Origin of the sequence: Tabrizicola flagellatus (genome assembly GCF_046295235.1) — a bacterium.
In the GTDB taxonomy this organism is placed as follows: domain Bacteria; phylum Pseudomonadota; class Alphaproteobacteria; order Rhodobacterales; family Rhodobacteraceae; genus Tabrizicola; species Tabrizicola flagellata_A.
This window is the reverse complement of sequence record NZ_JBKBLV010000050.1, coordinates 1-20,104: the sequence shown is the minus strand read 5'-3', so window position 1 is coordinate 20,104 and position 20,104 is coordinate 1. Positions and strand designations below refer to the sequence as shown.

The following is a 20,104-nucleotide window of genomic DNA, read 5'->3' as shown; positions in this document are numbered from 1 at the left end:
ATGCGGAGAGCTTTCGCCCGAATAAAGGAAACTTGCAGGAAAATCATCGTTACCCTGCCACATTCAAGCCAGAGTTGCCCCGCCGGGCGGTTGCCCGCACTTCAGGGTTGAACGCCGGGTCCGTCCAGTGGCTGTGACTCGGACACCCAGTCTGTTAACCTATTTCGCGGCTAAAAGCAGCCCTTTGTCTGCTGAAAGGCCGATTCGCGGCGAGGGGACGTCATGAACCGTCACATCAACCTGACACATATCGACCTGCGGCAGGACCTGGCGGCCGCGTTCCGCTGGGCTGTGCGGCTGAACCTGCACGAGGCGGTGGCCAATCATTTCTCGCTGGCGGTGAACCCGGAAGGCACGCGGTTCCTGATAAACCCGAACGGGCGGCATTTCAGCCGGATCACCGCCTCGTCCCTGGTCGAGATCGACGCGAACGACCCCGCGACCATGCGTCGCCCTGACGCCCCCGACCCGACCGCATGGGGCCTGCACGGCGCGATCCACCGTGCCTGCCCCCACGCGGTCTGCGTGATGCATGTCCATTCCGTCCATGCCACGGTCCTGGCCAGCCTCGCCGATTCGCGCTTGCCGGCGATCGACCAGAACACCGCGATGTTCCACAACCGGCATGTGGTGGACGACCATTACGGCGGCATGGCCTTTGAAGCCGAAGGTGAACGCTGCGCGCGGCTTCTGGCCGACCCGAAGATCACCGCCATGGTGATGGGCAACCACGGCGTCCTGGTGATCGGGCGGACCGTGGCCGAGACCTTCAACCGGCTCTACTATTTCGAGCGTGCGGCCGAGACCTATATCCGCGCGCTGCAGACGGGACGCGCCTTGCGCATCCTGCCCGAGGAGATCGCCGAGAAGACTGCCCGGGAATGGGAGGACTATCCGGGCTTCGCCGCGGCGCATCTGCGCGAACTGGGGGCGATCCTCGACGCCGAGGATCCCGGCTACGCCGACTAGCGGGGCGGGGAAGCCCAAGATTTTTCGCCGAAAAATCTTGGGCCGGGCGACGGCGGAATTTTCGGCTTCGCTTTTGGGTCTCGCTGGCCTAGATCACCGCAAAAGGGAGTGCGCCCATGCTGTCCGATCCACTGTTCATCTTCGCCGCCGTGGCCTGTTTCGTGGTGCTTGGCATCCTGTTGCTCGGGATCGGCACCTTCGCCCGGGGCGGCGAGTTCAACAAGCGCAATGCCAACCGCATCATGCGCTGGCGGCTGGGGGTGCAGTTCGTGGCGGTGGTGGCCATCGTCGCCTTCGCCTGGCTCCGCGCGAGGGCCTGAGCATGGTCGTCCTGTCGAAGATCTACACCAAGACCGGCGATGCCGGGGAAACCGCCTTGGGCAACGGCGCAAGGGTCGCCAAGCATTCCTTGCGCGTCTCGGCCTATGGCACGGTGGACGAGACCAATGCCACGGTGGGCCTCGCGCGGCTGCATGCCAGCGGCGAGATGGCCGAGGCGCTGACGCGGATCTCGAACGATCTTTTCGACCTTGGCGCCGATCTCTGCACGCCCGACCGGCATCTGGACGCGACCCTGTCCTACACGCCCCTGCGGATGATCGAGCGGCAGGTCACGCGGCTGGAACGCGAGATCGACGCGATGAACGACCGCCTGACGCCCTTGCGCAGTTTCATCCTGCCGGGCGGATCGGTGCTGGCGGCGCAGCTGCACCTCTGCCGCACCGTCTGCCGCCGGGCCGAGCGCCTGGTGGTCGAACTCGCCACGATGGAGGATGTGAACCCCGAAGCGGTGCGCTATCTCAACCGCCTGTCGGACTGGTTCTTCGTCGCCGGGCGCATCGCCAATGACGATGGCAAGGCCGATGTGCTCTGGGTGCCGGGCCTGACCCGCTGATCCGCCGGGCGCGGGCCAGAATTCTTCGGCGAGGAACTTTGGCGGTCGGCGCGGCGCTGATCGCCCCGGACGATCAAAACGCGGCGTCGCGTCGCGCCAACCTGTCGCATTTGCTCTGTTGCGAAGCCCGTCCTTCCGGTAACAGGCGGGCAGCGGCTTGTGCGCCCTCGGGGCGCGCATCGGATAGGGAGTGCGGCCATGAAGGTATTGGTCCCGGTCAAGCGGGTGATCGACTACAACGTCAAGGTGCGGGTCAAGGCGGACGGCTCGGGGGTTGACCTCGCCAACGTCAAGATGAGCATGAACCCCTTCGACGAGATCGCGGTGGAAGAGGCGATCCGCCTGAAGGAGAAGGGCGTGGCGACCGAGGTCGTCGTCGTCTCGATCGGCGTCAAGCAGGCGCAGGAAACCCTGCGCAACGCGCTGGCGATGGGCGCCGACCGGGCGATCCTGATCGAGGCGGCCACGGATGTGCATACCGACATCGAGCCGCTGGCCGTGGCCAAGCTTCTCGCCGGCGTGGTGAAGGAAGAGGCGCCGGGTCTGGTGCTTTGCGGCAAGCAGGCCATCGACAACGACATGAACGCCACCGGTCAGATGCTGGCCGCGCTGCTGGGCTGGAGCCAGGCGACCTTCGCCAGCGAGATCGCCATCGAGGGCGACAGCGCCAAGGTCACCCGGGAAGTGGACGGCGGTTTGCAGACCATCACGGTGAAGATGCCGACGATCATCACCGTCGATCTGCGCCTGAACGAGCCGCGCTATGCCTCGCTGCCGAACATCATGAAGGCCAAGGCCAAGCCGCTGGCCACGAAGACGCCGGCCGATTACGGCGTGGATGTCTCGCCGCGGCTGTCGGTGGTCAAGACCGTGGAACCGGCGGGTCGCAAGGCGGGCGTGAAGGTCGGCTCGGTGGACGAGCTGATCGCGAAACTCAAGGACGAAGCGGGGGTGATCTGAGATGGCCGTTCTTCTTCTTGCCGATGTGATCGACGGCAAACTCGCGACCGACCAGGTCGCCAAGGCGCTGACCGCGGTGAAATCGCTGGGGCCGGTGGCGGTTCTGGTCGCCGGGCCGGATGCCGCCGCTGCCGCGGCAGAGGCCGCGACGCTGGACGGCGTGGCCAAGGTGCTCCTGGCCGAGGACGGGGCCTATGCGCATGGCCTGTCGGAGCCGACCGCCGCGCTGATCGTGTCGCTTGCGGGCGACTACGAGCATATCGTCGCCGCCTCGGGTGCCCTGTCGAAATCGGTCCTGCCGCGCGTGGCCGCGCTGCTGGATGTCATGGTCATCTCGGAAGTCCTGGCCGTGCATGACGGATCGACCTTCGACCGGCCGATCTATGCCGGCAACGCGATCCAGACGGTCAAGACCTCGGACGGGAAGAAGGTCATGACCATCCGCACCGCGACCTTCGACGCGGCGGGCAAGGGCGGGTCGGCGCCGGTCGAGAAGGTCTCGGCCAGCGTGGACGGCAGCCTCTCGGCCTGGGTCGAGGACAAGGTGGCCTCCTCCGACCGGCCCGAGCTGACCTCGGCCGGGATCGTCGTCTCGGGCGGGCGCGGCGTGGGGTCGAAGGAAAGCTTCGACCTGATCGAGAAGCTGGCCGACAAGCTGAACGCCGCGGTCGGCGCCTCGCGCGCAGCCGTTGACAGCGGCTATGCGCCGAACGACTGGCAGGTCGGGCAGACCGGCAAGGTCGTGGCGCCGGACCTCTATGTGGCCGTCGGCATCTCGGGGGCGATCCAGCACCTGGCGGGGATGAAGGATTCCAAGGTCATCGTCGCGATCAACAAGGACGAAGAGGCGCCGATCTTCCAGGTCGCCGACTATGGCCTGGTCGCCGACCTGTTCACCGCCGTGCCGGAGATGATCGAAAAGCTCTGACGCCGTGCGACCTGGCTCGCCCGGAGAAGGGCCGCCCGCCCGGGCGGCCCTTTCTACATCAGTTCCGCGACCCGTGGCACCAGCCGCGCCGCCACCTCGGCATGGACTGCCGCGCCCGGGAGGCAGGCGGCCTGGGCGGCCTCGGTCTCGGGGTAGATCATGTCCAGCCGGGCCATCGTGCGCGCCTGTGGGCTGGGGACAAGGTCGACGATCCCCGACACCTCGCCGGCCAGCGCCTCGACCATAGCCCGGTCGATCGAAACGGGGGCCCGGTCTGGCCAGACGGCGCGGGACGGCAGCGCGAGTTCGGTCAGCCAGAGCAGGAGTCGCCGCTCGGGCAACCGGGCCAGCAGCAGGCGCATCCGGTCGACCCAGGTCCGGCGCAGCGCCTCGATCACCACGGAACAGCGCACAGGGTCGGCGCGGTGCAGGACCGACAGGAGATGGCGGGTGAAATGGATCTCGGCAAGGTCCACCTCGGGGAACAGGGCGCGCAGGGCGGACGTCGGGGCCAGGAACCGGTCGTTGCGCCGGGCATGGACGGTGTAGAAGGGGTTCGACAGCGCCTCGGCCCCCGTCACCTGGACAACCGCGACCCGGGCGCGCGCAGCCACCTCAAGCGCGGCGGGGTCCGACAGGTAGAAGTCGGGGCCCGCGTTCTGCGCCGCCAGGTTGACGACCGTCTGCCCCAGCCCGGCCTCGACCAGTGCCGGCCAGGGCTGGGCGACATATTTGCCGAAGCTTTCCGATCCGCCCAGCACGGCCACATAGGGCCGGGTCAGATCGCGTGCCGGTCCCCGGAACAACGCCCGCGAGGCACCATAGCGGCACGGAGAATAGTCGAGCGCCCCCGCGCCCGCATCGAGATGCAGCATCACACCACCAGTTTGCAGTCACCCGGAAGGAACTGTGGCGGAGGCTGGTTGCCGAATGGCTAAAATCGGGCGATTGCGTAAAAGCCGGTGCATTTTCCCCCGGCTTGCGCGGGCCGGACGGGGCGGGCATAACCGGGACGTCAGACGGAGGTTGCGGCGATGGAGATCAAGCGGGTGGGCGTCGTGGGCGCCGGGCAGATGGGCAACGGGATCGCCCATGTCTTCGCGCTTGCGGGCTACGACGTGCTTCTGAACGATGTGTCGGAGGACAGCCTGACCAAGGCGCTCGCCACCATCGAGAAGAACATCGAACGCCAGGTCGCGCGCGGCAAGGTGCTGCCGGCCGACAAGCGCGCCGCGCTGGAGCGGATCAAGACCACGCTGAAGCTGGCCGACCTCGGCCAGTGCGACCTGATCATCGAGGCCGCGACGGAACGCGAGACGGTGAAACAGGCGATCTTCGAGGACCTGGTGCCGCATCTGAAGCCCACGACGATCCTGACCTCGAACACCTCGTCCATTTCAATCACGCGGCTGGCCAGCCGCACCGACCGGCCGGAAAAGTTCATGGGCTTCCACTTCATGAACCCCGTGCCGGTGATGCAGCTGGTGGAGCTGATCCGGGGGATCGCCACCGACCAGGAGACCTGGGAGACGCTGCACGAGGTGGTGAAGAAGCTCGGCAAGACCGCCTCGAGTTCCGAGGACTTCCCGGCCTTCATCGTCAATCGCATCCTGATGCCGATGATCAACGAGGCGGTCTACACGCTGTACGAAGGCGTGGGGTCGGTGCAGTCGATCGACCAGTCTCTCAAGCTGGGCGCCAATCACCCGATGGGGCCGCTGGAACTGGCGGATTTCATCGGCCTGGACACCTGCCTGTCGATCATGAACGTGCTGCACGAGGGGCTGGCGGATACCAAGTATCGCCCCTGCCCCCTGCTGACGAAGTATGTCGAGGCCGGCTGGCTGGGCCGGAAGACGCAGCGGGGGTTCTATGATTATCGGGGCGAGGTGCCGGTTCCGACGCGGTAGGTGCTGAACCTTGCCTGGAGCAAGAGAATGGAAAGCTACGATACTTGGAATTCAAGGATAGCCGCTGCGGCGTCTCGACTAGGCTTCAGCGAAGGCTACAAGATCCTCTATGTCCCTTGGGAAACTCTTGGCCGATCAGACACCGTATTCTTGTCTCTGAACCCCGGTCGCCCACCACACGGCGCGGTACTCGACACGCTTACGGATGAACGGGGCAACTCGTATGAAGTCGAGCGAACGACTACTGCCTCGCCAATAACTGCACAGTTTCTCGCCCTTTCAGAACTCATCAAACTCAAGCCCCGGGACATACTTACAGGGACCGTCGCACCTTTCCGTAGCAATCGCTGGAAGACTCTACCGTCGGGCCAACGGAACGCGGCCTTAGCCTTAGGAAGAGAGTTTTGGCGGCAGGCATTTTCACTCAGAAGGCCGAAGACAGTAATCGCCTGCTGTTCCGAAGCCGCCATCGTCGCAAATGACCTTCTCGGCGGCAAGGCCGAGCTGACAATAGCATCGGGATGGGGTGACACCTCGCTCCGCCGCTACCGTGCGCCAGATGGAGCCGTCATTGTTGAGATTCCGCATCTCTCAACATTCAAGCTGCTAAGCTGCCCAGAATGCCGCGAGCCGCTGCGGACAATACTTGAACTGTCGTAACTGAACGGATGGGACGTTGAGTGCGGGGTTTGCACCCCCCCTACGCCCGGTCCTTCAACCCCAGCGTATGCTCGCGCAGCCAGGCCAGGAACCCCCGCGGGTTCCCCTCCCACTTCTTCAGCTCCTCCGCCGGGATCGGCGCCCCGATCACCGGGCGGGTCGGCTTGAAGAGGCACCGCTTGATCTCATACAGCAATAGCCCCTGCCGCAGCGTGTCCGACAGCTGGTTGGCGATCTGGAAGGCGCGGCTGTTCTGGCCGGGGAAGTAGATCGGCAGGATCGTCGCCCCAGTGGACTTGACGATCTTGTGGGTGAAGACGTTCCATTCTCCTTCCACCGCCGGACCCCACCAGCCTTCGGACATCGCCACCTTGCCCGCCGGGAACAGGATGATGACCCCGCCTGCCTTCAGGTGCTTGATCGTCTCGTCCCGCATCTGAAGGCCAAGTTCGCGGGCATTGTCCTCGTGCGGGAAGGGGACGGGGATCATGAACTCCTCGACCTCAGGGATCCCGGTCAGCAGGCTGCGGGTCAGGATCTTGAAGTCGGATCGGACGCGATTGACCATCTCGGCCAGGACCATGCCGTCCACCAGGCCCGAGGGGTGGTTCGACACCACGACCAGCGGCCCGGTCGCCGGGATCAGGGCGATTTCCTCAGGCGGGGTCTCGATCCGGATGCCCATGTGGCGGATCGCCTTGGGCCAGAATGGCGCGCCGAACGGTGCACCGGATTTCTCGAAGCTGCGGATGAGGCGCAGAAGCTGGACCTTGGCTGTCAGCCATTCGATCGCGCGGATCGTGCCGGCCTTGAAAGGGTTCTTGAAAGTCCCTGCATAGGACAGCCGGCGCATGTCATATTGCCGGGCCGAAGGGGACACGGCTGGGGGCGGCGCCTCGACGGCGATGTGGCTATGTTCGGTCACGAAGCGGCGTTCCCCGGAACTGCCCGGAACGAGTCAGGGCATCCGCCTCAATAATCCTCTCCGAAGCGCGCCGCAACAAGGGCCTCCAGTGCATCGGCGAGTTTCTCCGCTTCTTCGCCTTGGCACGTCACGTCGATCAAGGTTCCCCGCGAGGCGCCCAGCATCAGAAGGCCCATGATCGAATCGCCCGAGACCTCCATCCCGTCCTTGGCGACCGTGGCGCGAGCGTCATGCGCCTCGACCACTTCGACGAACTTGGCAGAGGCGCGGGCGTGCAGGCCCTTTTCGTTGACGATGCGCAGGGTTCGACTGGTCATCCTGGTCCCTCAGGCCCCGCCGCCAAGGTCGAGGCTGTTGATATACTTGCGTCCCGCGTCCAGGGCGGCGGCCACGGCCTCGGGCACCGGCAGGTCGCGCGACTTGGCCAGCTTGATCAGCATCGGCAGATTTGCGCCATAGAGGATCCTGCGCCCCGAGGCCGCACAGGCGGGCAGCGACAGGTTTGAGGGCGAGCCGCCGAACATGTCGGTCACCAGAACCACGCCCTGACCCTTGTCGACATCGTCGGCGGCTGCGCAGATTTCCGCCTGCTTGGCGCTGCGGTCATGGTCATCCTCGATCGAAATGGCGCGGACGCCGTCCTGCCGGCCCACGACATGCTCCACCGCCGAAAGATATTCGCGCGCCAGACCGCCATGAGCCACGATCACGATTCCGATCAAGCGCCCGCCACCTTCATTGCGTCCGGCTGCATCGCCGCAGCCTTGCGTTCCAGTTCCCGGTGCCGTTTTGACACCGGCCAGCCCGCCTCTGCAAGCGCGGAACCGACCATTTCGGCCATGGCAACGGACCTGTGTTGCCCTCCGGTGCAGCCGAAGCCGATCGCCAGATGCGCCTTGCCCTCGTCCAGATGGGCCGGAAGGAGAAACAGCAACAGGTCCTTCACCCTCTGGAAGAACTCCGCGAAACGCGGATCGGCGCGCACGAAGGATTCGACCGCCGAATCACGGCCGTCGAGCGGGCGCAGGGCAGGTTGCCAGTGCGGATTGGCCAGGAAGCGGCAGTCGAAGATCATGTCCATCCCGCGCGGCACGCCGCGCTTGTAGCTGAAGGACTGGACCGAGACCGAAAGCCGCCCCGTCGCACCCACGTCGAACCGGCGGGCGATCTCGGCCTTCAGGTCGTGCTGGGTGAGGTCCGTGGTGTCGATCAGGTGGTCGGCCCTGACCCGGATCGGCGCCAGAAGGTCGATCTCGCGTTCCACCCCCTGCGCCGGGGTCTCGTCGGGCGCCAGCGGATGGCGGCGCCGGGTTTCGGAGAACCGCTGGATCAGCACGCCCGGCGCGCAGTCGAGATACAGCACCTCCAGCTCGACCCTCGGGTCGCGGGTCAGCCGGTCGATCAGTTCGATCAGCGAGGTCGTGTTGAAGTCGCGGTTGCGCACATCGAGGCCCAGCGCGATCGGCCGGCCCAGGGGCGCGCCCTCGACCAGACGCGGAACCAGCGACAGGGGAATGTTGTCGATCCCCTCGTAACCCAGATCCTCAAGCACCCGGATCGCCGTGGTCCGCCCGGCGCCCGAGGGGCCGGTAACGAAGACAAGGTGATGATCCATCGCAGGGTCTGACGTCATGCGGGATTCCTGGGCGGTCATGCCTCACGTCCATGGCGAAGATAGAGCATCAGCGCGTCGGGAAAATGGTCATTTCGCGCATGCAGCACAAGGGGAAGCGCATGTCCCAGTGTCGTGAGGCTGCGGCGCGCGGGCAGGCGGTCGGGTTCGTCCTGGCCCAGGTCCACCGCCAGGTCCAGGGCGGTCTCGCCCTGCGCGGGCGCGCGCAGAACGCCGACCCCGCGCGCCTCGATCAGCCCTGCCAGATCGGGGTTCGGACAGCTTGCCCAGAGCCGGCCGTCGCGCGCCTCGACCCGGGTCCGGTCGTCCGACACCAGGAGAGCCCCGAGCGCGATCAGCCGCAAGGCCAGCGCCGACTTTCCCGACCCGGACGGTCCGAGGATCAGCAACCCCTTCTGTCCCACCGCCACGCAGGTGGCATGCAGGGTGTCGCCGGGTCCGCTCACACCGGCAGGCCGACGACGAAGCGCGCGCCCAGCGGGTCAGAGGTCGGGTCGGCGGCAGTGGGGCGGATGTTCTCGGCCCAGATCACCCCGCCATGCGCCTCGACGATCTGCTTGGAGATGGCCAGGCCCAGGCCGGAATGCTTGCCGAACTCGGACTGGGGCCGTTCGGAATAGAAGCGCTTGAACACCTTGGTCAGGGCCTGTTCCGGGATGCCGGGGCCGGTATCCTCGACCACGACCAGCACCCGGTTCTCGCGCCGCCGTGCCCAGACGCGCACCGCGTCTCCGTCCTCGCAGAACGAAATCGCGTTGGTGATGAGGTTCACGAAGACCTGCGCCAGCCGCGCCTCGAGCCCGTGGATGCTGATCGGCTCGGGCGGCAGGTCGATGATGAAATCGACCCCCTTCTCGCCCGCCTGCTGCGACAGATACTGGCAAAGGTTCGAGAGGGTCTTGAGCAGGTTGAACTCCTCTTCCTCCTCCTTGACCAGTTCCGAATCCAGCCGCGAGGCGTTCGAGATGTCGCTGACCAGCCGGTCGAGACGCCGCACGTCGTGTTCGATCACGTCAAGAAGCTTGTCGCGGTGTTCGTCCTTCTTGACGAAGCGCAAGGAGCCCACGGCCGACCGCAGCGAGGCCAGCGGGTTCTTGATCTCGTGCGCCACATCGGCCGCGAACTGCTCGTTGGCGTCGATCCGGTCATAGAGCGCGGCCACCATGCCGCGCATGGCGACCGACAGCCGCCCGATCTCGTCGGGCCGGGCGGCCAGGTCGGGGATACGGACGCGGCTGGGCGCCACCCGGCGCGAGTCGCGGTCGCGGCCCACCTCGGCGGCGGCGGCCAGGTCGGATAAGGGGTTCGAGATGGTCGAGGCCAGCATCAGGCTGAGGCTGATCGACAGCACCACGGCAAGGAGGAACATCTGCAGCACCTGCTCGCGCTCGTAGCGCACCAGGCGGTCGATCTCCTCGCTGTTCGAGGTTATGGCGACCACACCCACCAGGTCGCCTGCAACCGATATCGGCGTGGCGACGGTGAAATACATGCTGCCTTCGCCGTTCCGGGTCACGCGGGTGACCACCTCGCCGCCGCGTGCCCCCTCGAACGCCGCGCGCGCATTGTCGGCCGGGTCGATCGTCTCGGTCACGGGTTGCCGGCCCTGCCGGAACAGCACGGTGACGACATCCCAGACGCTTTCCAGGAAGTCGGTCAGGAAGGTGGGTTGGCCCGGATTCGGCACCAGCGTCCCGGTCCCCTGCCCGACGCGCGAGGCCAGAAGCCGGCCGGTCGGATCGAAGACGAAAACCTCCAGCACCGGGTCAAGCTCGATGTCCTGCAAGGGCACGCGGAAGTCGAACCCGGTATTGCCGGTCCGCAGGTGCGCCTCGTAGACCGAGGCGATCAGTTCGGCCTGCCGCACCATGCCCAGCTGGCGTTGCAGGGCCAGGCTGTCGCGGAACGGGTTCATGAAGAGGACGCCCACGGCCAGCAGGACCAGCGCCGTGAGATTGAAGACGATGATCTTACGCGCCAGGGGCGAGCGGTTCAGCCCAACGATGCTGCGACCGCTGCGGCCTTCCTTAAGCCGCTCGACGGTGGCATCGGGCGAAACCCAGTCCTCGCCCAGAAGAACGTCGCCCGACCGTTTGGGTCTAAGGTCGTTGGGAGCAATCCGCGGCGTCGAGGACATTACGGGTGGCCATCACTCTTCGTTGTAGCGATAGCCGATACCGTACAGCGTTTCGATGGCCGAAAATGTGTCGTCGACCGACCGCATCTTCTTGCGCAGCCGCTTGATGTGGCTGTCGATGGTGCGATCGTCGACATAGACCTGGTCGTCATAGGCCACGTCCATCAGCTGGTCGCGCGATTTCACGAAGCCGGGCCGCTGCGCCAGCGCCTGCAACAGCAGGAACTCGGTCACGGTAAGCGCAACCTCCTTGCCCTTCCAGGTCACCGAATGGCGCAGCGGGTCCATGCGCAGAGCGCCCCGCTCCATCATCCGGGTCTCTTCGGTGGCCGCGGCCTCGCCGGTGTTGATCGCCTCCTGCCGGCGCAGCAGCGCGCGGATGCGTTCGACCAGCAGGCGCTGGCTGAAGGGCTTCTTCACATAGTCGTCCGCGCCCATCCGCAGGCCCAAGACCTCGTCGATCTCGTCATCCTTCGAGGTCAGGAAGATAACCGGGATCGAGGTCTTCTGCCGCATGCGCTGCAACAGGTCCATCCCGTCCATGCGCGGCATCTTGATGTCGAGGACCGCCATGTCGGGCATCCGGCGGCTGAACGCCTCGAATGCGGACTGGCCGTCGTTGTAGGTCTCGACCTCGAACCCTTCGGCTTCCAGGGTCATGGCGACCGAGGTCAGGATATTCCGGTCATCGTCGACCAGCGCGATGCGGGACATCTTCGTGCCTCCCTAATACTGCTGCAGCTGCCTTGTCGTTATTTTGCAAGCATTTTCGGGGCTGAGGCAGCGATAATCAACAGAAATCCGAATCACCCCCAAACAATGGCGGGGGTGGTGGCAATTTCGCCCATGCCTACAACAATCCTCCCCGCTATCGGCCTTTACCTGCGCATGGTGGCGCTAACGCCGGAATGATTGCGCTAACTGTTTGAAAACACGCTGTTCCCGTGCAAAAATCTCATGCTATAGGCCCTTCATGGCCGACCCCCACAAGGGTTTGTCACGGCATTCATTGGCCCGGATGCCGACCCATCTGAACAGCCGCAAGCGGCTTGCGGCAACGGGAGCTTGCAGGATGACCCAGGGACGCGTGAACCCCAACCAGACGCTCGAGACGCAAGGCATTACGGGTGTGGCGGTAGCCCACTACAACTATGCCGAGTCAGGGCTGGTCGAGGCCGCAGTCGTCCGGGGCGAGGGCCGCCTCGGTCGCGGCGGGGCCTTCCTCTGCTCCACCGGCCAGTTCACCGGGCGCTCGCCCAAGGACAAGTTCGTCGTCCGCACCGCGACCACGGAAGAAACGATCTGGTGGGACAACAACGCCGCCATGGCGCCAGAGGCCTATGCCCGACTCAAGGCCGACATGCTGGCGCACATGCAGGGACGCGAGGTCTTCGTGCAGGACCTCTACGCCGGGGCCGATCCGATCCATCGGCTCGACGTGCGCGTCGTGACCGAGCTTGCCTGGCACGGCCTTTTCATCCGCCACCTGCTGCGCCGCCCTGCGCGCGAGGAACTGGACGGTTTCACCCCGGCATGGACGGTCATCAACCTGCCCAGCTTCAAGGCCGATCCGGCCAGGCATGGCACGCGGACGGAAACCGCCATCGTCCTGAACTTCGACGAAAAGACCGTGCTGATCGCCAACACTGCCTACGCGGGCGAGAACAAGAAGGCGGTCTTCACCGTCCTCAACTACCTGTTGCCGGAAAAGGGCGTGATGCCGATGCATTGCAGCGCCAACCACGCCATCGGCAATCCGGTCGATGCGGCGGTGTTCTTCGGCCTGTCCGGCACCGGCAAGACCACGCTCTCCGCCAGCCCCGACCGCACGCTGATCGGCGACGACGAACACGGCTGGTCGGACCGCGGCATCTTCAACTTCGAGGGCGGCTGCTACGCCAAGACCATCGACCTGTCGCCCGAGGCCGAGCCCGAGATCTACGCCACCACCCACCGCTTCGGCACCGTGGTGGAAAACATGGTCTATGACCCCGAAACGCTGGAATTGGACTTTTCCAACCGCAGCCTGACGGAAAACACCCGCTGCGCCTACCCGCTCGAGGCGATTTCGAACGCCAGCGCCACCGGGCTTGGCGGCCATCCGCGCCATGTGGTGATGCTGACCTGCGATGCCTTCGGCGTGTTGCCCCCCATCGCGCGGCTGTCGCCCGCGCAGGCGATGTATCACTTCCTCTCCGGCTTCACCTCCAAGGCCGCCGGAACCGAACGTGGCATCACCGAGCCGCAGCCCACCTTCTCTACCTGCTTCGGCGCGCCCTTCATGCCGCGTCGGCCCGAGGTGTACGGCAAGCTCCTGCAACAGAAGATCGCCAAGCACGGCGCCTCGTGCTGGCTGGTGAACACCGGCTGGACCGGCGGCGCCTACGGCACGGGGCGGCGGATGCCGATCCGGGCCACCCGCGCGCTTTTGGCCGCCGCACTGGACGGCTCGCTGGCCAAGGGCGAATTCCGCCGCGATCCGAACTTCGGCTTCGACGTGCCGGTCTCGGTCCCCGGTGTGGCCGAGGGCCTCTTGAACCCGCGCGAAACCTGGACCAGTGCGAATGAGTACGACGCACAGGCGGCAAAGCTGGTGGCCATGTTCCAGAAGAACTTCGCCCAGTATGTGCCCTTCATCGACGCCGACGTGAAGGCCGCCGCCATCGGCTGACCAACGCTCATCGTTCGACTTCGTCTCCTCTTCGCTGGCCGCCAGCGAGGAGTGACGAAGTCATCGACGAGCGGTCACATCAGCGCCAGCCTGACCATGTTCAGCCCAGTGACAACCAGCAGAGCCTGCGTCATGCGCCGGAACCGCGCCTGGTCCAGCCGGTCCTGCACCCGATAGCCCGCGTAAAGCCCCACCAGCGCCGGAACCGCCAGCGCCGCCGAGAAGCCCAGGCTGGCCCCGTTGGCCAACCCGGTCCCGAGGTGCGATACCAGCAGCGCCACCGCCCCGATCAGGAACACCACGCCTTGCGCGCGGATCATCGTCAGCTTGTCCGCCCCGGTGGACAAGAGCAGTACCAATAGCGGCGGGCCCCAGATGCCCGATACTCCGCCGTACAGCCCGCCGACTACCCCAAGAGCCCACTCTGCCCCACCACGGTTCCGCAGCGGGATCGCAAGGCTCCGTCCCGCGAGTTGCAGCGCGGCGAAGACGGAAATCGGGATGCCCAGCATCAGGAGATAGACTGCCCTCGGGATCACATCGGCAAAGGGCGCCGAGACGGCGATGCATCCCACCGTCGCCACAAGGAAGCGCCGGTAGGCCCACGCCGTGTCCACCGCCGGACCCGCGCCCTGCCGGAACGCCTGGCTGAGGTTCGTTACCAGCGTCGGCAGGATCAGACCGGCCAGGGCCAGGTCCTGCGGCAGGAAGACCGCAAAGGCCGAAACCAGGATCATCGGCATGGCAAAGCCCACCGCGCCCTTGACGAAGCCCGCGAACAGCGTCACCGCCAGCGCCGCCGCGAAGGCCTGACCCGACAGGCCGCCAGAGACCAGATCGAACATGACTTGCCCTTTCCGGCCCCTTGTGGCGCAGTCGGGCGGCGGGGGAAAGGCCCGGGAGTCCCGAATGAGACCATTTGCGCTGACACTCTTCCTTACCCTCTCCGCGCCACTTGGCGCCGAGCCCGCCGCACCCCAGACCGGACCCGAGGTCGCCAGCCTGCAAGCGGGCGTCTTCTGCGCCTTGCAAGCCATGGATCAGCGACCAGCCCCCGGCACGCTGTCGGGCTGGATTCACGTCCCTGATGGTGAAATCGACTTCCACTGGCCCGACGTCCGCGTCGTCCCCGCACGGATCGGCATCGCCTTCGGAGTCAAGTCGCGACTGACCCCGGGCCTGTCCCTGTCGGGCGAAATGCGCGTTTACCGTCCCGGTGCCACCACCCCCGAAACCTGGCAGTCAAGCTTTACCGACATGGGCGACCAGTTCGGCTTCTTCCGTTTTGACCGCGAGGACGAACTTCTCCCCGGCATCTGGCGCTTTGAAGCCTGGGCCTGGGAAAAGCGCCTCTATAGCGTTGAATTCGAGGTCGTCCCAGCTGCTGCCCTCCCCGGGATTGCGCAAGCCTGCGGCGCGATCTCCTGAAAACGTCTGCGACATTTTCGATCCTTGCTGGAAGCATGATTGAAATCTTGTTGCGCTGCCGTTGCGAAGGCGCTACCCCTTCGCAGGTGCAGAATCTCGCTGGAGCCGACCCATGCCCGATGGACAGCCGATGACCCAGAGCCCGATCCTTTCCGACCTGAAGACGCTGACCAAGGCCGCCCTGCCCGAGATCGAGGCGCTGCTGGCGGCCGCCCGCGAGGGGCTGAAGGCGCAGGTCTCTGCCGGGGGCAAGGTGTCGAACCAGGCGCTCGAAGCCCGGCAATACCAGGCCCACGCGCTCGCCTGGCTGGCAACCTGTGTCGAGGCCCTGCGCCAGATCGACGCCTGGGCCGACCGGCTGTCGGAGGCCGGGAAACTGGGCGAGATGGAGAGCCTGATCCTGCAAATCGGCTTCGGGGAATACCTGAGCCAGATTTCGGGCGGCATCCCGATGAGCCAGACCGAATTCGCCCGCCTCTCCGACCTCGGGATGACCTGGAGCCCCGGCCCCGCCGCAGCCAGACTGATGGCTCAGGGCAATACGCCGGCGGCCCGCCACGCCCTCGTGGCCCTGATGCGCGACAACCATGGGCGGGCGACCTTCGGGGCCACCGGGCTGGACGAGGAACTGGAGATGATCCGCGACCAGTTCCGCCGTTATGCCGACGAAAAGATCATCCCCCGTGCCCATGACTGGCACCTGAAGGACGAGCTGATCCCGATGGAGGTGATCGAGGAACTGGCCGGGATGGGCGTCTTCGGTCTGACCATTCCCGAGGCTTACGGCGGCTTCGGGTTGTCGAAAGCCTCGATGGTCGTCGTCTCCGAAGAACTCAGCCGCGGCTATATCGGCGTCGGCTCCCTCGGCACCCGGTCCGAAATCGCCGCCGAACTGATCCTTTGCGGCGGCACCGAGGAGCAGAAGGCGAAATGGCTTCCCGGCCTGGCCTCCGGGGAAATCCTGCCCACGGCGGTCTTTACCGAACCGAACACCGGCTCGGACCTTGGCAGCTTGCGCACCCGGGCGCGGAAGGCGGGGGACGACTGGATCATCACCGGCAACAAGACCTGGATTACCCACGCGGCCCGGACCCATGTCATGACCGTCCTCGCGCGGTCGGTCGAGGGCACCACCGATTACCGCGGCCTGTCGCTGTTCCTCGCCGAAAAGACTCCCGGCACCGACGAGACGCCATTTGTCGATCCCGGCCTGTCGGGCGGCGAGATCGAGGTGCTCGGCTATCGTGGCATGAAGGAATATACCGTCAACTTCGACGACTTCCGGGTGAAGGGCGAGAACCTTCTGGGCCAGGTCGAAGGCCAGGGCTTCAAGCAGTTGATGCAGACCTTCGAGTCCGCCCGCATCCAGACCGGCGCGCGGGCAATCGGCGTCGCGCAATCGGCGCTGGAGACGGGGATGCAGTATGCCGAGGACCGCAAGCAGTTCGGCAAGAGCCTGATCGAGTTCCCGCGCATCGAGTCGAAACTGGCCATGATGGCGGTCGAGATCATGATCGCACGTCAGCTGACCTATTTCTCGGCCTGGCAGAAGGACCACGACAAGCGCTGCGACCTCGAAGCCGGGATGGCCAAGCTTCTCGGCGCCCGCGTGGCCTGGGCCAGCGCCGACAACGCGCTCCAGATCCACGGCGGCAACGGGTTCGCGCTGGAATACCGGATCAGTCGGATCCTGTGCGATGCCCGCATCCTGAACATCTTCGAGGGCGCCGCCGAGATCCAGGCGCAGGTGATCGCACGTCGCCTTCTCGAGTAGCCTGTTGCCACCGACTTGTCGGCTTGTCAGACTGACCCATATCGGGTGCAGGTTGACAGTGTAAAGACAAGGGCGACCGGATGGCAGGGACCGTTCTTCTGACGGGAAGCTCCGGCTTCATCGCCAAGCAGGTCGCGCTGAAGCTCCTGAACGCCGGCTACGCGGTCCGGGGAACGCTGCGCCGCATGGACCGCGCCGACGAGGTCCGGGCTGCGCTTGCCCCCTATCTCACCGAAACGGCCGGCACGCTTGGCTTCGTCCAGGCCGATCTTGAAGACGATACCGGCTGGGCCGAGGCCATGCAGGGCGTGACGGCCCTGGTCCACACCGCATCGCCCTTCCCCATCGCCCAGCCGAAGGATCCCGCCACGGTGATCCGCCCGGCGGTCGAGGGCACCGAGCGCGTCCTGAAGGCGGCAGCGGCCGCCGGGGTGACGCGGGTGGTGCTGACCTCATCGACCGTCGCGGTCCTGAACGAAGCCAAGCCCGATACGCTTCAGGACGAGGCCGACTGGTGCGATGTGCACCTGCCCACGACCACACCCTATGCCAAGTCCAAGACGCTTGCGGAACGGGCCGCCTGGGAGATCGCCAAGGCCCGCGGTCTGCGCCTGACCACGATCAACCCCGGCCTCGTCCTCGGGCCGCCGCTGGACGAAAACTACGGCTCGTCCCTGGCCCTGATCGAACGGTTCCTGAAGGGCAAGGATCCGATGCTGCCGCCCATGGGCCTGCCCGTCGTCGATGTCCGCGACGTGGCAGAGATGCACCTGCGCGCGCTGCAACGCCCCGAGACCGAGGGGCGGCGCTATCTTGCGGCGTCCGGCTCGATGGCGTTCGTGGACATGGGCCGCACGCTCAAGGCCGCCTACCCGACACGCCGCATTCCTGCCCGCGAGGCGCCGAAGGCCGTGTTTCGGATCCTGGCGCTGTTCGATCCCGACATCCGCTCGATCCTGCCCAAGCTCGGCCATCTGGAGCGGGTGTCGAACGTCCGCGCGGTCGGGGAGATGGAGATGGAGTTCATCGCGCCCAAGGCGGCGCTGCTTGCGGCGGCCGATTGGCTGGTCAGGCACGGCAAGGTCTGGTCCTGACTGCCGCTCGGCGCTCCACGGCGTCTCCTGCTCGCCCGACGCGCCGCGCGACGTGACTGCCAGGTTCCGCAGGATGCGCTTCACGCCCCCCCGCGCGAGGGCCGCGCCACCCCCAGCCGGGGATGCAGCTGCCCCGCCACCGCCCAGGAGGCCAGAAGTCCCAGCCCGGCGGCGACGAAGATCCCCGGCAGGGGCGCGACCCACAGCACCAGCCAGGCGAGGCCCGGCGTCAGGATCGAGGACACGTCGCGGAAGCTGGAATAGACCGCCGACATCTCGGTGCGCTCGGATGGCTTGACCGACATCAGGAAGGGCAGGCCCCCGACCACGTCCAGCGTGACGAGGAAGATCGAGGCCGACATGACCAGCGCGACCGTCAGCCAGGGCAGGAAGGCCAGCAGCCCCGCTGCCAGGAACAGCGTCCCGCAGGCGCCGAAGGCCAGCCGGACGGACCGGCGCACCGACAGCCGGCGCGCCAGCCGGTTCAGCGCGGGGGCCGCGAACAGGGTTGCGTTGGTGATCGACAGCGCGATGCCCCCCACCTTGTCGCCCAGGCCCGCCTCGATACAGAAGATCGGCAGATAGACGACATAGACCCACCAGCCGCAGCTGCGCATCACCGCGAACATCCAGCCCGCGATCAGCCGCGGCTGGCTGAAGAACCGGCCGAGATAGCCCAGGGGGTTCACCGCCGGCCGCTTCGCCCGCGCGATCTGCTTGCCGTTGCCCAGCCGCAGCACCCAGAAGGTGACGAGGAGGATGGCCGCAAAGGCTCCAGAGGCCAGGAAGGGCAGCGCATGGACGTGATGATACAGCCAGACCCCCGTCATCGGCCCGATGGCCCAGGGGGCGGCGGCATAGACCATCTGGGTGGACTGGCTGCGACCTAGGTTTTCGCGGTCCACATAGTCCAGCACATAGGCGTTCAGGCAGACGAAGATCGTGACCGTCGCCATCGCGTTGCAGATCAGCGCCAGCGGCACCGACCAGACCGTGCCGATGGCCCCCAGCGTGTTTCCCACCAGATACAGGCAGCCCCCCCCGGTATAGGCCCAGCGCCTCGGGATCCAGCGCGTGGCCCAGGGCACCATCAGCCCCCAGACCAGCGCCACGATCCCCGCGACGAAGAACACCACCGAGGTCGCCTGCGCATCGCCCAGCGCGTCATAGACCACCAGCGGCATGGTCGAGATCAGCATGCCGCGGATCGAGGCATCGAGGCCCGACAGCAGCGCGAAATGCTCGATCCTCGGGGTCGGGCTGTGGCGCAGCGCCAGCGGAATGTAACGGTAGGCCATGGCGCCACTTGGACGGGCGGGTCCGGGTTCCGTCTGTCACAAAGGCGACATGTCCGGTCGGTTCAGGCCTGTCGGGCGATCAGGTCCACCAGCCGCGACCGCGCCTCGGGAAGCGGTCGGTCCTGGAGGATCGGTCGCAGCCCGCGGTCAAGGAAATGGCCGGTCAACCGCAGCCCCTGCGCAAGGTCCCCGGCGTCCATCGGCCCGGTCCCGGCCAGCGTCGGCGGCAGGGGCAACAGCCGGTCGGCCCAGTCCCCCGCGGCCGCGCGGGTCACCGCCCGCCCGGTCCTGGGGCTGACGTAGGCCAGCCCTTCCCGCGCGCCCGTCACCGCACAGGCGGTCAGGTCAAGGCCGAAGCCCAGCTCTTCCAGCAGCCGCAGTTCCCAGCGCAGATAGATGGCGGTCCAGCCCTCGGCCCCCAGCGCGTCGAGAAGGGTCAGCGTTTCGGACCAGAGCCCGGGATGCGGCTCGCGTTCCGGCAGGGCGGCGCGCAGCAGGGCGCAGGCCGACAAGAGCCCCGCAAGCGCCAGCCGGTCTTCCAGAAGATGCGCCCGGCTCTGCACCGGCTCGACCGTGAAGACCCCCAGATGCTCGTCCAGCCGCGCCCGCCAGTCCAGCCGCACGCCCGTGCCCGGCTGCAACACGGGCGCCATCCGGCGCGAGGCGCCACCGCGCACCACGCCCGCATGCCGGCCATGCCCGGCCGTCAGCACCTCGATGATCGCGGCGGTCTCGCCATGCGGGCGCATGGCCAGGATCACGCCCTCGTCGCGCCAGTCCATGCGCCGGACTATCGGCGCGGGGCGCGGCCGGCGCAAGCGG

General features: G+C 66.5%; 22 protein-coding genes. 11 read left to right on the top strand and 11 right to left on the bottom strand.

Features of this window, described 5'->3' with window-relative positions:
* Nucleotides 1-222 precede the first annotated feature (222 nt).
* The 5 genes from ACK4IU_RS16840 to ACK4IU_RS16820 all read left to right on the top strand — a co-directional run bounded on the left by ACK4IU_RS16840 (nucleotide 223) and on the right by ACK4IU_RS16820 (nucleotide 3,752).
* On the top strand, nucleotides 223-969 hold the full coding sequence (locus ACK4IU_RS16840; protein ID WP_409737411.1) for a class II aldolase and adducin N-terminal domain-containing protein: 747 nt from the start codon (nucleotides 223-225) through the stop codon (nucleotides 967-969).
* Nucleotides 970-1,085: 116 nt separating this feature from the next.
* Nucleotides 1,086-1,289, top strand: a complete 204-nt coding sequence (locus tag ACK4IU_RS16835; protein WP_409737408.1) for a twin transmembrane helix small protein — start codon at nucleotides 1,086-1,088, stop codon at nucleotides 1,287-1,289.
* A gap of 2 nt (nucleotides 1,290-1,291) precedes the next feature.
* The gene (locus ACK4IU_RS16830) at nucleotides 1,292-1,864 is read left to right on the top strand and encodes a cob(I)yrinic acid a,c-diamide adenosyltransferase (protein WP_409737405.1); all 573 of its coding nucleotides are present in this window, start codon (nucleotides 1,292-1,294) and stop codon (nucleotides 1,862-1,864) included.
* A 198-nt stretch (nucleotides 1,865-2,062) separates the two neighbouring features.
* Nucleotides 2,063-2,824, top strand: coding sequence for an electron transfer flavoprotein subunit beta/FixA family protein (locus tag ACK4IU_RS16825; protein WP_409737402.1), 762 nt, complete (start codon nucleotides 2,063-2,065; stop codon nucleotides 2,822-2,824).
* Between the two features lies 1 nt (nucleotide 2,825).
* Nucleotides 2,826-3,752 (top strand): electron transfer flavoprotein subunit alpha/FixB family protein, encoded by a 927-nt coding sequence (locus tag ACK4IU_RS16820; RefSeq protein ID WP_409737399.1) that lies wholly within the window; start codon nucleotides 2,826-2,828, stop codon nucleotides 3,750-3,752.
* Nucleotides 3,753-3,805: 53 nt separating this feature from the next.
* On the opposite strand, the gene ACK4IU_RS16815 is transcribed toward ACK4IU_RS16820, so the two are convergent.
* Entirely contained in the window at nucleotides 3,806-4,627 is an 822-nt protein-coding gene (locus tag ACK4IU_RS16815) for a DUF6473 family protein (protein ID WP_409737396.1), read from the bottom strand.
* Nucleotides 4,628-4,786: 159 nt separating this feature from the next.
* Here ACK4IU_RS16815 and ACK4IU_RS16810 point away from each other — a divergent pair, with 159 nt between their 5' ends.
* Together ACK4IU_RS16810 and ACK4IU_RS16805 are read left to right on the top strand one after the other, a co-directional pair.
* Nucleotides 4,787-5,662, top strand: coding sequence for a 3-hydroxybutyryl-CoA dehydrogenase (locus tag ACK4IU_RS16810; protein ID WP_409737393.1), 876 nt, complete (start codon nucleotides 4,787-4,789; stop codon nucleotides 5,660-5,662).
* Between the two features lie 27 nt (nucleotides 5,663-5,689).
* Complete coding sequence (locus tag ACK4IU_RS16805) at nucleotides 5,690-6,322, top strand: hypothetical protein (RefSeq protein WP_409737390.1); 633 nt, start codon at nucleotides 5,690-5,692, stop codon at nucleotides 6,320-6,322.
* Nucleotides 6,323-6,362: 40 nt separating this feature from the next.
* Here the strand turns inward: ACK4IU_RS16805 and ACK4IU_RS16800 are convergent, their stop codons facing one another.
* Genes ACK4IU_RS16800 through ACK4IU_RS16770 form a run of 7 tightly spaced genes read right to left on the bottom strand, consistent with a single transcriptional unit; the run spans nucleotide 6,363 to nucleotide 11,731 of the window.
* Nucleotides 6,363-7,247, bottom strand: a complete 885-nt coding sequence (locus ACK4IU_RS16800; protein WP_409737388.1) for a lysophospholipid acyltransferase family protein — start codon at nucleotides 7,245-7,247, stop codon at nucleotides 6,363-6,365.
* A gap of 47 nt (nucleotides 7,248-7,294) precedes the next feature.
* Entirely contained in the window at nucleotides 7,295-7,564 is a 270-nt protein-coding gene (locus tag ACK4IU_RS16795; RefSeq protein ID WP_409737385.1) for an HPr family phosphocarrier protein, read from the bottom strand.
* A gap of 9 nt (nucleotides 7,565-7,573) precedes the next feature.
* Nucleotides 7,574-7,969 (bottom strand): PTS sugar transporter subunit IIA, encoded by a 396-nt coding sequence (locus ACK4IU_RS16790; protein ID WP_409737382.1) that lies wholly within the window; start codon nucleotides 7,967-7,969, stop codon nucleotides 7,574-7,576.
* Nucleotides 7,966-8,880, bottom strand: a complete 915-nt coding sequence (rapZ, locus tag ACK4IU_RS16785) for an RNase adapter RapZ (protein ID WP_409737379.1) — start codon at nucleotides 8,878-8,880, stop codon at nucleotides 7,966-7,968. The genes ACK4IU_RS16790 and rapZ overlap by 4 nt, the downstream gene beginning before the upstream one ends.
* A gap of 17 nt (nucleotides 8,881-8,897) precedes the next feature.
* Complete coding sequence (locus ACK4IU_RS16780; protein ID WP_409737377.1) at nucleotides 8,898-9,326, bottom strand: HPr kinase/phosphorylase; 429 nt, start codon at nucleotides 9,324-9,326, stop codon at nucleotides 8,898-8,900.
* Nucleotides 9,323-11,017: a sensor histidine kinase gene (locus ACK4IU_RS16775; RefSeq protein WP_409737374.1), complete on the bottom strand. Its 1,695-nt coding sequence runs from the start codon at nucleotides 11,015-11,017 to the stop codon at nucleotides 9,323-9,325. The genes ACK4IU_RS16780 and ACK4IU_RS16775 overlap by 4 nt, the downstream gene beginning before the upstream one ends.
* A gap of 12 nt (nucleotides 11,018-11,029) precedes the next feature.
* Nucleotides 11,030-11,731 (bottom strand): response regulator transcription factor, encoded by a 702-nt coding sequence (locus ACK4IU_RS16770; RefSeq protein ID WP_137111551.1) that lies wholly within the window; start codon nucleotides 11,729-11,731, stop codon nucleotides 11,030-11,032.
* Between the two features lie 358 nt (nucleotides 11,732-12,089).
* Here ACK4IU_RS16770 and ACK4IU_RS16765 point away from each other — a divergent pair, with 358 nt between their 5' ends.
* Nucleotides 12,090-13,688 carry a phosphoenolpyruvate carboxykinase gene (locus ACK4IU_RS16765; protein WP_409737370.1) on the top strand — a complete coding sequence of 533 codons (1,599 nt, stop codon included), beginning with the start codon at nucleotides 12,090-12,092 and terminating at the stop codon, nucleotides 13,686-13,688.
* A gap of 74 nt (nucleotides 13,689-13,762) precedes the next feature.
* On the opposite strand, the gene ACK4IU_RS16760 is transcribed toward ACK4IU_RS16765, so the two are convergent.
* Complete coding sequence (locus ACK4IU_RS16760; RefSeq protein WP_409737367.1) at nucleotides 13,763-14,533, bottom strand: sulfite exporter TauE/SafE family protein; 771 nt, start codon at nucleotides 14,531-14,533, stop codon at nucleotides 13,763-13,765.
* Between the two features lie 64 nt (nucleotides 14,534-14,597).
* Between ACK4IU_RS16760 and ACK4IU_RS16755 the strand changes: the two genes are divergently transcribed.
* The 3 genes from ACK4IU_RS16755 to ACK4IU_RS16745 all read left to right on the top strand — a co-directional run bounded on the left by ACK4IU_RS16755 (nucleotide 14,598) and on the right by ACK4IU_RS16745 (nucleotide 17,984).
* A complete protein-coding gene (locus ACK4IU_RS16755) occupies nucleotides 14,598-15,116 on the top strand; it encodes a hypothetical protein (RefSeq protein WP_409737364.1) in 519 nt (172 codons plus the stop codon).
* Between the two features lie 112 nt (nucleotides 15,117-15,228).
* Complete coding sequence (locus ACK4IU_RS16750; RefSeq protein WP_409737362.1) at nucleotides 15,229-16,890, top strand: acyl-CoA dehydrogenase family protein; 1,662 nt, start codon at nucleotides 15,229-15,231, stop codon at nucleotides 16,888-16,890.
* Nucleotides 16,891-16,970: 80 nt separating this feature from the next.
* Entirely contained in the window at nucleotides 16,971-17,984 is a 1,014-nt protein-coding gene (locus tag ACK4IU_RS16745; protein ID WP_409737359.1) for an SDR family oxidoreductase, read from the top strand.
* Nucleotides 17,985-18,064: 80 nt separating this feature from the next.
* On the opposite strand, the gene ACK4IU_RS16740 is transcribed toward ACK4IU_RS16745, so the two are convergent.
* Nucleotides 18,065-19,282: an MFS transporter gene (locus tag ACK4IU_RS16740; RefSeq protein ID WP_409737356.1), complete on the bottom strand. Its 1,218-nt coding sequence runs from the start codon at nucleotides 19,280-19,282 to the stop codon at nucleotides 18,065-18,067.
* A gap of 62 nt (nucleotides 19,283-19,344) precedes the next feature.
* Nucleotides 19,345-20,064 carry a DNA repair protein RecO gene (gene recO / locus ACK4IU_RS16735; protein WP_409737415.1) on the bottom strand — a complete coding sequence of 240 codons (720 nt, stop codon included), beginning with the start codon at nucleotides 20,062-20,064 and terminating at the stop codon, nucleotides 19,345-19,347.
* Between the last annotated feature and the right edge of the window lie 40 nt (nucleotides 20,065-20,104).